We start from the raw sequence: 12,509 nt of genomic DNA, 5'->3' as shown, positions 1-12,509 counted from the left end.
GATAATAACTGTATTTATTGTGTTAAACACTTATTGTCGTTGGCAGGGACTATATTACATGTTTTGAATTCTTTGGCAAGTTCTTTCTCTTCAGTTTTTTCATTGATTTTTACTTGGTATAAAAATCATAAGTGGCTTAAATGGTTCTTGTTCTCATAAAACACTTTTATCGTCTCACTTGCAGCTTTTGGTTACCAGATAATAAAGCTATTCTGGAATAAGTACATTACTATTTTTAGGATAAATGTTATTTTCGTATAAATGAAAGCAATATGAGTATAGCATTGGTACTAAGTAGTGGTCGGGCTGAAGAGTGGAAGTTCGAAATCAATAAACATTTACCCGAAATAAACGTTGAGATCTATCCTGAGATCGAAAATAATGATGAGGTCGAGTTTGCACTTTGTTGGAAGCCCGAGGCAGATTATTATACTCATTTTCCCAATCTAAAAGTTATCCAGTCTGGAGGAGCTGGGATAGATCATTTATTTCCTGAATCTATACCTTCACATATCCAGACCTGTAGGATTGTAGACCCCATGTTAAAAAGTGATATGTTTGAGCACGTTTTGACATGTTTGATGCATTCGATGAAGAATTTTTCGGCTTATGCCATGAGAAAAGTGAAACAACATTGGCAGCCCCTGGTATATAAATCTATTGGTCAAACCTGTGTAACGATTTTAGGATTGGGTGAAATCGGCGGTTATGTAGCTGAAAGGTTAGCCCAGTTGGGTTTCAAGGTAAACGGGTGGTCGAATTCAGCTAAAAATCTAAAAGGGGTAAACTCTTTCACGGGGATTGCGGGACTTGGCCTGGCTGTTGAGAAAACAGATTTTATTGTGAATGTTTTGCCATTGACTGATGCGACAAGAGGAATTTTAAACCATGATCTTTTCAGTTTATGTCCCAAGGGAACAGTTCTACTTAACGTCGGTAGAGGCGAACATCTTGTTGATGCAGATTTATTAGAAGCAATCGCTGAGAAGCAAATTGCTAACGCTTACCTCGATGTATTTCATCAGGAACCATTAGCCCAAGATCATCCGTTCTGGAATTGCAGTTCTGTTTTTATAACTCCACATGTTGCAAGTAGGACAAATATTAGTTCTTCGGTCTTACAGGTAGTGGATAATTATAGAAGAATGACTGAAGGACGACCTTTACTCAACGAAGTTTCTTTGGAAAAAGGTTATTAAAAGTTTGCGCTATGCTCGGAGCACTCACCGCTCCATTTTCGCTATTCACCGAGTTTTCCGTCATATTGGTCTAAAGGCCGTATGCTAAGGACCTATTGTGTTGTAGTTTTGATTCAGAATCTACAAGGAAATGATGCAACAAAATCAATATCCTTGCGACAATTAGAAAAGAAACTAAAAAACTAACAATATAAAATAAAGACATTATGAACTCATTAGTAAAAACATTCGCAGCAGCAGCCCTGATCGCAGTATCGACATTCGCTATGGCAGCTGAAGGACCAGGTTCAAAATCAGAAAAAGTAGCCGTTAACCTTTCAACAGCGGACTTCGCCCTAGAACACTATGTTGCGGTCACTACCGAAGGTCAATCAGCTGGAGTAGGTCAATTGTTTGCCGAGGACTTCAGCCAAAATGTTCAATCTTCTTCCAAAGGGATAACACATAGCCGTGAAGAAGTGGTTAACTACTTTAAAAAACAGGAGGGAAAGAAACTCGATTGTAAGGTAAGTACACAGATCCTTGAAGAATCAGCGGATTTTATGGTAGCCAAGGTTACTTTAGCTTTTGAAGAATTCACGAAGACTGATCTGGTGACTTTGGTACGTGAGGGTAACAGCTGGAAAGTGTCCAAATCTGTCAATTCTTATAAATAAGATGCCATCTAGAATAAATATATAAGTTGTAAGCCATATCAGCAGATGTGGCTTTTTTACGTCAAAAGGGCCTGATGTTAATCAGACCCTTTCTCTTAGCGTTTTTTGTACAGCAATTTTTATGTTTCCTATCGTTTCCTCTTTTTTGTTTCCTCATCCAACGTTTTTAGCGTATTGGATTTTCACTGTACTACGCCAATTTTTATGTTGGACCTTTCTTTCGAAAGGTAGCTAATAGCCTTTTTCTATTATAAGAACAGTTGTCGTTTAAAAATCGTTTTGGAAATAAATATTTTTTTTTGAATTGCTATATTTTTAAATTGAAATCGATGTAATTTTATTGCAGCATACAATCTGAATTTATGCCAAGGGCCGTTTAAGTTTTATATATCAAAAGCAATAAACACTGTTGTTTAAATTTAGCTTAATTAGGAATATTAAGGTGCAATCATCTTTTTTTTCAAAACAGTGTTTCGCGAGAAATAAAACAAATAGTTGGGGCAATTGGACAACTGTTCGTCTGTGCAACAATGTAAAGGGTTATTAAATTTTATGGTAAATAGAAATGTTATCAAAAAGCTTTCGGACATTGAGCTTGAAAAGTATATAAAACCAGATAGTAGATCAGTAGCTGATGCGGTTCAATATGCTTATGAGATTTTAAAAGAAAGGGGACGGAATTTTACTCCAGATGAATCGGAGGCGATTGAAGCGCTGGTAAATAGGAAGAGAGCGGTGGAGTTTGCAGAGGAGAATTCATGGGACGAAGGAGCTACAACCGATGAAAATGCCATCGAACTATATAAAAATAGTGCAATATTATTTTTTAGTCTATTTTTTGGAGTTATTTTCGGGGCTATACTTCAAACGCTAAATTTTGTAAAAATAAAAGACATCAAGGGTGCCGTTGCCTCTTTGTTATTTGCAATAGGTTTCACGGTGTTACAGATTTTTATTATTGATTATATCGGCGGAAACTATATGGATATTAGTGACAGTAGCTTTTATATCAGGTTGTTTCTTTCGGGAGTTGGTGCAGTCGGCTTAGCTCTTATTCGCCAGCTAATGTTTCCAAAAGATCTCCAATATAGAGCTAGGTCTACCGTAGCAGCGGCTGTGATATCAGTTTTAGTATTGGTGGCTATTTTTATAATTTACACGACAGGCTAACCTATTCGTGTAGCATGATTGAGTCTAGCGATGTCTATAAATATAGGAGAGATGAGGGTATCTATATAACTAAAATGAAAAAAAATACAACACTATGGATTATGATAAAGTATCCTTTGATACTAGTTTTTATTTATACATTTTTGGATCTTATTTTTGGGGAAATTGAGTTTTCTGAAGTTCCTCTGTATTTACTAAATCGTATAATAAACCTTTTTGTGTTGATTTTTATTTTCTATATCTTAATTTATATAGTTAGCATAGTTGGCAGATTATTCAGACTTTAATAGCCATCACTGACCATAGCAATTAACCTATCCTTAAATCTCTCCATATATGGATTTTTAATCTAGAAGTGGCTAAAGTAAAAAGAGTTTTCCTATACCTCAACAAACAACTGACGAAGCCTGTTCAGCTCCACTCCGAAATCTCTATTTTCAAATATCCCAGTTTTTCCAAGGAATACCACCAGCATTCACTATAGTTAATCTCTTGTTAGACTCTTGATGCGCTGTACGTATGCGGACAATATGTTTATAAACTGTTCGTATGCGTACATCTCTTTTTTAGAAGAAGATTTTAAAAAACCCATTGAAGCGCTTAGGAGATACAAATGGACTTATTGTGGCGACTGGTATAGTATTTGGCATGCGGTTGATAAAACGGATTCTATATGCTTTATGCACTCATTAGTATGGAAAAGACATTATGAAAAGATTAGTCAAAACATTAACAGCAGCAGCCTTATTTGCTGTATCCACATGCACAATGGCAGCTGAAGGACCAGGCTCCAAATCAGACAAAGTAAGCATCAACCTTTCTACGGCAGACTTCGCCTTAGAGCACTATGTTGCGGTAACGACAAAAGGAGAATCAGTGGGTGTGGAGCAGTTGTTTGCCGAAGATTTTAATCAAAAGATCCAGGCTGCCAATGTATCGACCTATGGACGTAGTACAGTGATCAAATCGTTGAAAAAACAAAAGGGAGAAATCCTGAACTGCAAAGTGAATATCAAGATCGTCGAAAAATCGACAGATTATATGATTGCAAAAATTGTATTAAAATTTGACAACTTTAGGATGACGGATCTTGTGACGTTGGTTTACGAGAATGAGAGTTGGAAGGTGTCCAAGTCAATTCATTCCTATCAATAAGAGCCATCTCAATAAATATATAAATGTTGTAGGGCCACATCGAAAGATGCGGCTTTATTACTTTCATCTATATTAGAATGCGCTATTTTCCTGATATTATTTTGTTTGGTAGCTATTATATTTAAATTAGTCCTTTATTAGCATAGAAATGGCATTATGTCACAATACAATATCAAATGGCTAAAAGAAAGGTTTGAAAATGGAGATATGTTCAAATTTATCTTCTTCTGGGGCCATACTAATAATCAACATCAAGGTGTTGGTAAATTTATTTTTAGTCAATGGTATGAAAGCGAGTTTACGGTTGATAATATAACCTATAAGACCGCCGAACATTGGATGATGGCTCACAAAGCACTGCTGTTTGGTGATAAAAAAATTTTTGAGAAAATTATCAATTGTCATAAACCAGGCGAGGCTAAAGATTTGGGCAGGCAGGTTATTGGCTATGACGATCAGATTTGGAATGAAAGAAAGTTTGAAGTTGTCAAGCTCGGAAATATACATAAGTTTAATCAGCATCCTGAGTTAGCCGCTTACATGTTGAATACTGAAAGTAGAATATTAGTTGAAGCAAGTCCTGTTGATGACATTTGGGGCATTGGGATGTCACAAGATGATAGTGATATTGAAAATATCTATTGTTGGCGTGGGCAAAATCTGTTGGGTTTTGCACTGATGGAAGTACGAGATTTGCTTAATCAATTCGGACATTTCGAACCGCTTGAAAATGCCCTGCTAACACCTTGGTCTAAATTCCCAGATAAAGACGCTATGGATATGTTTTGGAAAATGGGAGCGGGAGAAGAATATATCGTCGAATTCTCTAATTATTATGATAATTTGAATGAGCGAGAAAAGACAATTTTTCAATTGACCAACCCTCAACCTTATCAATGGCTAGGTTTTTATTCTTGATGAGGAATCATCTGTTTTTTTTTGGGGCCAGGTCCCGAGATATGGTTTTAATTTTTTGTGTATCATTGTGAGTTAATCTTCCCATTCGTTTCTGTCAGGATACATCTTCAGATATTTGAATTCCTCAAAATCATGGAATAATGTAATATCCGATAACAAGCTGGTTTTATCTAGACCTGATTGTTTGAATGCTATTAAAGCAAATCGTTGATCGATTGTCTTACTCTGTATTTCAAATAATACCTCAGATGCGGTAACATTTATAGACAAAGCTGATACCATTGCTTCTTTTAAAATAGGGTTGGAGGAATGACTCCGAAAATAATTGCGTATAAATCCTGATGAATGGACTTCTTTATGCAGCTTATCTTCAAAAGCCAATTTTTGGGCAATAGTAAGTGGCTCCCAAGGGGATTCCACAAAGATTTTCGACGGATTTTCGATAATAAAATCTTCGATTATTCTTGTATCAACTCCCGCCAAATCGATTCTTTTAGCGAGCTCTGGTAGTTCCTCGCTGTCTTCAATCGTGATACCACCTACGGGAAATAAAAACATTCCATTTTCAAGTTGAACATTAAATCTTAGGGACATCCATTCTTTTATATTCTTACCATTTGTATTTAAAAATTCTTGGGCATGTTTCTGAATTTGGTTGAAATAAGTTTGATTTGGGTTAAAGCTTCCATATAGACCTCCCATACTGAAATCCCCGACTTCCAGTTCCGCAGTGCCTATAATTTTATCATGTGAATAGATAATGGCTGTTTTCCTCATCAATCACTAATGTACTTAAAGATTTAAGGAAGAAACATAACTGTTTTCTTGCCTTATGATAAGTGCTTAAAGGTTATAAATCTATAATTTTATTCTATTCAAAAATAGTTTTGTAGAAAAAAATCACGATCCTAAATTACAATTAAAATTAAGCTTATTATGAGAAAAATCAGCCTTTTAAACTGGGTATCGATTGATGGTTTTATCGCAGGTATTCATGGAGAAACAGATTGGTTTCCCTGGGATAGCGAAATCGAGGATTTTTATGAACAGCGGCAGAATAAAGCGGATACGATTATTTATGGTAGGGAGACCTATGAAGTAATGTTTCAATATTGGTCCGATGAGACTTTGACTGCATCGGATCGGCCATCGTTTGTTCATTTCATGAACAATACCCCAAAGATTGTTTTTTCAAAATCACTTGCCAAGGCTGATTGGAACAATACAAAAATTGTTAAGGAGGTCAATAAACATGATATTGAGGAATTGAAGCGTGGTCTGGGTGGTGATATTCTTATTTACGGAAGCGGTACTATTGTCTCTCAACTCGCAAAGTTAGATTTAATAGATGAATATGCATTAATGGTATATCCTGTTGTTCTTGGCTCGGGAAGGCCGTTGTTCCCCAATATATCAGATCGGATCAAACTCGATTTAATCAGTACTAGACGCTATTCATGTGGTAGTAATTTGCATATTTACCGACCTTATAATTGATATAAAATTACCTATGCTACGAATTAATACTTATGTGACATTTTTACACTATGGTAAGATCAGAATAATTTGTCGGACTTGCTCTTGTTAATCAATCTTTTTTGAAAACGTATTGATTGAATTTAGTGCATAATAAGCGATTCCATTGCCAGGATATTCTTTTAGAATTTCTTCATAGGTTGATTTTGCTTTTTCTGCTTCCATTGTCTGTACATAGCAAAATGCAATATTGCAAAGTGCAATTTCCCGATAGTGCATTTTTGAAGCACTTAAAAATGTTATAGTACGATATTTATCTACCCAAGCATACTTTGTAAAAAAATCAGCACTTTGCTTAAAGTATTCTAGGGCCACTTTGAAGTCCTTTCGTTTTATAGCTTTCATCCCTTTGTTGTGGCTTGTCGGAATTGTCTGATTTAATAGGACAGCTAAGGCCCAAAAGAAAGCTATACCCATAATAATCCCATGTATTTGAAAGAAAAATACAGAAATAGCGATAAAACCAGCCAATACCAATGAGATGATTAAGACAGCTGGCCAAGAGACTTGTCGAACAATAGGAACATTTGCGCTCATTCAAGTAAAATATATTTTTGGTTTATATTTTTAAATGTACCAAAATTCTATAAAAGTATTGTACAGGTTAGTGGTTAATTTATGGGGTACTATATAGTGAGATATGGTTTTTTACGTCAAAAGGGCCTGATGTTAAATCAGACCCTTTCTCTTAGCGTTTACTTGTACAGTAATTTTTATGTTTCCTATCGTTTCCTCTTTTTTGTTTCGTCATCCAATGTTTTTTTTAGACGATTGGATTTTCACTGTACAACGCCAATTTTTATGTTGGTCCTTTCTTTCGAAAGGTAACTAATAGCCGCTTTGTATGATAAGAACAACAGTCGATTTGAAATAGTTTTAAAAATAAATATTTCGATGTTTTAAATTGACCTGTTTGAAACTAGCTTATGCGTGCTAGAGATTACGATCGAAATTTCTAATCCAAATATCTCCGCGCCATTTTTTCTATTAGCGATTTGATATCATCATAACGGGCGAGGTTCAGGAGCCAATCTTCAGGTATACTTTCCAGTCCATAATACAAACCAGCTAATCCCCCCGCAATGGCAGCTCCAGTGTCTGTATCTTCACCAAGGTTTATTATAGATAATACTGTATCCCTGTAGTTGTCTTTTTCCATAAAAAACCATAGGCTTGATTCTAAACTATCTATCACATAACCACTGGACCTTAATTCATTATGTGATTTAGACCGAATGTCATGTAAAATCGTACTATTAAAATAAATGATTTCTGAGTCAGGGAAATTGCTGTCTACCCAGAATTTTGAAACTTGATTTCGCATTTCAGTATAAGCCTGCTCTTTGGCCAAGCCTAGCAAAATGAGTTCAGCTAATTTGAGATAGATAAAACATGCCATGGCAGCGCGTATGTGCTTGTGCGTTAAGGCCGAGACTTTCCAAATTTTCTCAAATTGTTCTGCTGGTGTAAGTCCTTTGATTTCAAATAAAAGCGGCAGTATTCTCATTAATGAACCGTTACCATTGTCTTGTTCTCTTGCCTGATATCTTAGTGCAGTTAGCTCCCCGATTTGCCCGGATTCGATAATATGTTTGAGCTCACTGATTGATTTAGCTGTGGTGATACCAATATCAAAGACATCTCCTCGTGCTGTCCACAATTTACCTTCCTTCCATGCTATAAATTTTTCGGATACATCTAATATATTGTACCCATTCAAAAGCGAGTCCGCGAGACACAAGGTTAATGAGGTATCATCAGACCAAGTACCCATAGGTTGATTATGACTGCCAAAACCGATCATTTCAGTAGCTGGATTTTTAAGCATGTCTTCTTTCGACCTGAATTCAAATGGAACACCCAAAGCATCACCAACTGCAATACCAAACAATGCTCCATACATTCTATTTTTCGCTTGGCTAGCCGATGTATTCGGATCACTAGCAGATCTGTTTGATTGTTCGTTCATAAATGATTGGATGAATGATTTCACATTAAGATAATAAAAAATATTTACCTGCCCATTTCCACCATTCACCGAGTTTTCCTATCTATTAGTCTAAAGCCCATAGGCTAGGGGCGTATTGTGTTGTAGTTTTGAATCAACAAATAAGAACAATATAACTAACAATATAAAATAAAGACATTATGAAAGCATTAGTAAAAACATTCGCAGCAGCAGCTTTAATCGCAGTATCAACATTTGCAATGGCAGCTGAAGGACCCGGCTCAAAATCAGCAAAAGCAAATGTTAACCTTTCCACAGCAGATTTTGCCCTTGAGCATTATGTTGCGGTAACGACAGAAGGCGCGTCAGCGGGAGTAGAGCAATTGTTTACAGGAGACTTCAGCCAAAAGGTTCAAGCTTCTAATGCGCAAAGCCATAGTCGTAGCGCGTTGATCAAATCTTTGAAAAAACAAAAAGGCGAGAAGCTAAACTGTGCAGTTAGTACTGACATCATCGAAGAATCAGCAGATTATATGGTAGCCAAAGTAACTCTAAAATTTGAAAACTTTACCAAGACTGATCTTGTGACTTTGGTACGTGAAGGTAATAATTGGAAAGTAACTAGTTCAGTTAACTCCTATAAATAGTTCCCAATAACTAGTTGTCAGCTCGGTCATACCGAGAGCTGACAACTAATGAATCATATGTTTATTTAAGGCCATGTCGTGAGATGTGGCTTTTTCAGTATATATTTCTACAAACGTTAAATAGAATTGGTGTTATTTCTTTATTTTTGATATATTATTAATCTTTAATTTATGTACAAAGCCTTTTTTTTCATAGCTTGTTTTTCCATTTTAAATATTTGCCGTGCTCAAAATAGGGAGGTAATCAAATTAGCAAATCAATTTATCGATACGTTGGAAGTCCATTCTTTTATGCGTAGCAAGATCAACTTCGACCAATTACGCACAGAGACCAATGCAAAGGTTAAGCATATGAATAAGACAGATTCATTATTGCCGACATTTAAAGAAATAGTTTCCGGATTAAGTGACCTTCATTCCAGCGTGGGCTACGTTAAAGATACAATGGATAATTTGGCATTAATTAAAATGATCGCAAGTACGACCTATGAGAAAGAAGGAATGCCTCCGCTCAATTTTCAACATCGTTTCATTGAAGATAAATATGCATATATCAATGTTCCTGGTGTACTTTTAGAGCATAGACGCTATATTGATACTTTACAAAAACAGTTGCGTGAACTGGATGGAAAGCAGCCGAAAGCCTGGATTATTGACTTAACTGAAAATGATGGGGGCGCTTTTGTACCAATGGTCACTCCATTCCATAGCTTAATTGATACGACTCAAACTTTTTCTTATTTCGATGGAACCTTAGATAAAGATGGTAAGGAGGTTTTAATCAATAAATTTCAGATTCCTCAAAATGGTCTATATATTGACAATAGCATTGAAGCTAAATATTGTAAATTCGATACCGTCCAAGCTCAACCACTTAGAAATAATCAGATACCCATTATTGTCCTGGTCTCAAATATCACTGCAAGTTCTGGCGAAATTACTGCGAGTCATTTCCTAGGACAAAAGAATGTCACTTTAATCGGAGCGAAGACGAATGGTTTAACTTCGAACAATGAACTCTATTATGTGGATAAAGGTTATTCCGTTAATTTAATGACAGCATTGTTGCATGATCGGAAAGGAAAGTCTTATCATGTCGGGGAAGGTGTAATCCCAGATATCATCGTTGACCTGGAATATCCGGAAAATATCCGAACTTTTAAAGAACGTTATCGATTTACATTAGAAAAAAAATCAGTATTTATCAATAAAGCAATTGAGTTTTTGAGAGCAAAGGGGATTTAACTTCGAACAGTAAAATTGAAGTTTATAGAGTAAAAGACAGATGGACGAAAAGGAACTATTTGATTTGTTTTGAAATTTTTGAAAAAGGTATTACTATTGAGCTTCTTTTGTTTTGTTATTAGTACAGCTAAATCACAAACCGGAAATGATTTTCCCTTAATAGAGAAGGTGGATAAAAGATTGGAAAGGGTATTTTTTAAAGAGGATTCTACAAGCGGAAAGGTCATTCATGACATGGATGCTATTTTGTATTTCGATAAACGAGATTCTATACTCGAGATTTATTATATGGATAGGTCTGCATTTTACAATTATCTTTTGAGTAACTCAAGTTCTATATATGGGATTTTTATTCATAATAAACTCCTTGCGATAGATCGCGGTGCTAAAGAATTCTTCCAATTTCAAAGTGAGTCGCGGATTTCTTCTTCAATATTGATTAAGAAACGAAAAAATAATTCGAAAAATTTAATCGAGATACCTGAACCTACTGATTATAGATATTCAAAATATAAACAAATTCAGTCCGGTTTTAAATTTATCAATAGAAATTTTTTAGTTCCAGAGTAATCTTATGAATTGGACTAATAATCTAGGCATAGTAAATAGAACAGGTAATTGGGGAAAATATATTATCAGAAAAGCCACATCGTGAGATGAGGCTTTTTTGCTTTATTCATAGTCGGATGTATACCCACGGTAAATGGATTGATGCTATACAGCGAATAATAACTGGTGCATGGCGAATATTAAAAAGTTAATTTATACGAAGGAGAAATGATGTAGCTTTAAGTAAGCTTCCTTGCTTAGGTGCACAAATGACAAATCAAGTAATCACGATGTACATCAGGAAGATGTGGGAAATAAAACAACACCAAAGACTTCAATCAGAAAGAATGGACAATAAACCCAAAACCGATTTTATGGGAGGAATAGCAGGCGTTTTTAAGCCGCTGATGATATTACTCGTAGGACTCTTCTTTGTAGGAAAAAGCATAAAAGAAGATTATGATAAATATCATAAAATCTATGAGCAGGTTCCAATTACGGCACTTGATCGCATGCAATCAGATGAATTTGAGCTTACAGGATTTAAGATTAAAGAAGCACAGCTAAATGGAAAAAAAAGCGGAGGTATTGATTTGTATGTAGATGATAAAGAAAGCGAATCTAACGTTACTGTAATCGTTGATGATATAGGCTATTTTTTAGAAGACTATCACTCAAAAAACAAGATAATCGTTAAAAAATTTGAAGGCGTACATCAAGGTTCACCAAACGAAGTAAAAGAGTATATTGCTACTTATGGAGTCAATAATAGCAATCATAAACCGACAAAAATTCTTATCTACGAAGAGTATTTCAGATGGAAATCTGTGTTAGGCATATATGCGCTATTTGCAATAGGCATTTTATTTATTGTGTTTATCCTATTAGCAAGAATAAGAGTCTATTAAATACACCTAGAACGCTCAAGTTTATTTTTATGTAAACTTCACCTCCCCATTCCTGTCATTCACCGAGTTTTACTGATCGTTGGTCTAAAGCCGATAGGCTAGGGGCATATTGTGTTGTAGTTTTGAGTCAACAAATAAGAACAATATAACTAACACAATAAAATAAAGACATTATGAAAGCATTAATAAAAACATTCACAGCAGCAGCCCTAATCGTAGTATCGACATTCGCTATGGCCGCTGAAGGACCAGGCTCCAAATCAGCAAAAGCAAACGTTAACCTTTCCACTGCAGACTTTGCTCTTGAACATTATGTTGCGGTAACGACTGAAGGAGAGTCAGCTGGCGTAGAACAACTATTTGCTGAAGATTTCAGCCAAAAAGTTCAGTCGGCAAATGCAAAGACCAACAGCCGGAATGAAGTCGTTAAATACTTGAAAAAACAAAAAGGCGAGAAGCTAAACTGTACAGTTAGTACTGACATCATCGAAGAATCAGCAGATTATATGGTAGCAAAAGTGACCCTGAAGTTTGAAAACTTCACCAAGACTGATCTTGTGACTTTGGTGCGTGAAGGG

The 12,509-nt window shown here is 35.6% G+C and carries 14 protein-coding genes; 11 read left to right on the top strand and 3 right to left on the bottom strand.

Annotated features, from left to right (window positions below):
- Nucleotides 1-272 precede the first annotated feature (272 nt).
- The 5 genes from ABFX33_RS01865 (at nucleotide 273) to ybiA (ending at nucleotide 5,098) form a co-directional block, all read left to right on the top strand.
- The gene (locus ABFX33_RS01865) at nucleotides 273-1,199 is read left to right on the top strand and encodes a 2-hydroxyacid dehydrogenase (RefSeq protein ID WP_346083942.1); all 927 of its coding nucleotides are present in this window, start codon (nucleotides 273-275) and stop codon (nucleotides 1,197-1,199) included.
- Between the two features lie 206 nt (nucleotides 1,200-1,405).
- Nucleotides 1,406-1,855: a nuclear transport factor 2 family protein gene (locus ABFX33_RS01860; protein ID WP_346083940.1), complete on the top strand. Its 450-nt coding sequence runs from the start codon at nucleotides 1,406-1,408 to the stop codon at nucleotides 1,853-1,855.
- Between the two features lie 552 nt (nucleotides 1,856-2,407).
- Nucleotides 2,408-3,025 carry a hypothetical protein gene (locus ABFX33_RS01855; RefSeq protein WP_346083938.1) on the top strand — a complete coding sequence of 206 codons (618 nt, stop codon included), beginning with the start codon at nucleotides 2,408-2,410 and terminating at the stop codon, nucleotides 3,023-3,025.
- Between the two features lie 708 nt (nucleotides 3,026-3,733).
- The gene (locus ABFX33_RS01850; protein ID WP_346083937.1) at nucleotides 3,734-4,180 is read left to right on the top strand and encodes a nuclear transport factor 2 family protein; all 447 of its coding nucleotides are present in this window, start codon (nucleotides 3,734-3,736) and stop codon (nucleotides 4,178-4,180) included.
- Between the two features lie 156 nt (nucleotides 4,181-4,336).
- Nucleotides 4,337-5,098: a riboflavin biosynthesis intermediates N-glycosidase gene (ybiA, locus tag ABFX33_RS01845; RefSeq protein WP_346083936.1), complete on the top strand. Its 762-nt coding sequence runs from the start codon at nucleotides 4,337-4,339 to the stop codon at nucleotides 5,096-5,098.
- Between the two features lie 72 nt (nucleotides 5,099-5,170).
- Here the strand turns inward: ybiA and ABFX33_RS01840 are convergent, their stop codons facing one another.
- On the bottom strand, nucleotides 5,171-5,875 hold the full coding sequence (locus ABFX33_RS01840) for a hypothetical protein (protein WP_346083935.1): 705 nt from the start codon (nucleotides 5,873-5,875) through the stop codon (nucleotides 5,171-5,173).
- A gap of 159 nt (nucleotides 5,876-6,034) precedes the next feature.
- On the opposite strand from ABFX33_RS01840, the gene ABFX33_RS01835 reads away from it, so the two are divergent.
- Nucleotides 6,035-6,595 carry a dihydrofolate reductase family protein gene (locus ABFX33_RS01835; RefSeq protein ID WP_346083934.1) on the top strand — a complete coding sequence of 187 codons (561 nt, stop codon included), beginning with the start codon at nucleotides 6,035-6,037 and terminating at the stop codon, nucleotides 6,593-6,595.
- An 87-nt stretch (nucleotides 6,596-6,682) separates the two neighbouring features.
- Here ABFX33_RS01835 and ABFX33_RS01830 read toward each other — a convergent pair whose 3' ends face one another.
- Nucleotides 6,683-7,171: a tetratricopeptide repeat protein gene (locus ABFX33_RS01830; RefSeq protein ID WP_346083933.1), complete on the bottom strand. Its 489-nt coding sequence runs from the start codon at nucleotides 7,169-7,171 to the stop codon at nucleotides 6,683-6,685.
- Nucleotides 7,172-7,589: 418 nt separating this feature from the next.
- The gene (locus ABFX33_RS01825) at nucleotides 7,590-8,603 is read right to left on the bottom strand and encodes an ADP-ribosylglycohydrolase family protein (protein ID WP_346083931.1); all 1,014 of its coding nucleotides are present in this window, start codon (nucleotides 8,601-8,603) and stop codon (nucleotides 7,590-7,592) included.
- A 179-nt stretch (nucleotides 8,604-8,782) separates the two neighbouring features.
- Between ABFX33_RS01825 and ABFX33_RS01820 the strand changes: the two genes are divergently transcribed.
- The 5 genes from ABFX33_RS01820 to ABFX33_RS01800 form a co-directional block, all read left to right on the top strand.
- Nucleotides 8,783-9,229: a nuclear transport factor 2 family protein gene (locus ABFX33_RS01820; RefSeq protein WP_346083930.1), complete on the top strand. Its 447-nt coding sequence runs from the start codon at nucleotides 8,783-8,785 to the stop codon at nucleotides 9,227-9,229.
- Nucleotides 9,230-9,520: 291 nt separating this feature from the next.
- Nucleotides 9,521-10,474, top strand: a complete 954-nt coding sequence (locus ABFX33_RS01815) for a S41 family peptidase (RefSeq protein WP_346083928.1) — start codon at nucleotides 9,521-9,523, stop codon at nucleotides 10,472-10,474.
- A gap of 78 nt (nucleotides 10,475-10,552) precedes the next feature.
- Nucleotides 10,553-11,044 (top strand): hypothetical protein, encoded by a 492-nt coding sequence (locus tag ABFX33_RS01810; protein ID WP_346083926.1) that lies wholly within the window; start codon nucleotides 10,553-10,555, stop codon nucleotides 11,042-11,044.
- 284 nt (nucleotides 11,045-11,328) lie between these two features.
- The gene (locus ABFX33_RS01805; protein ID WP_346083925.1) at nucleotides 11,329-11,931 is read left to right on the top strand and encodes a hypothetical protein; all 603 of its coding nucleotides are present in this window, start codon (nucleotides 11,329-11,331) and stop codon (nucleotides 11,929-11,931) included.
- A 173-nt stretch (nucleotides 11,932-12,104) separates the two neighbouring features.
- Nucleotides 12,105-12,509: nuclear transport factor 2 family protein (locus tag ABFX33_RS01800; RefSeq protein ID WP_346083924.1), on the top strand; the 405-nt coding region annotated here is incomplete at its 3' end.

It is taken from the genome of Sphingobacterium ginsenosidimutans (genome assembly GCF_039536865.1).
GTDB lineage: Bacteria > Bacteroidota > Bacteroidia > Sphingobacteriales > Sphingobacteriaceae > Sphingobacterium > Sphingobacterium detergens.
The sequence above is the reverse complement of the archived record's forward strand: the minus strand, read 5'-3'. Positions and strand labels throughout refer to the sequence as shown.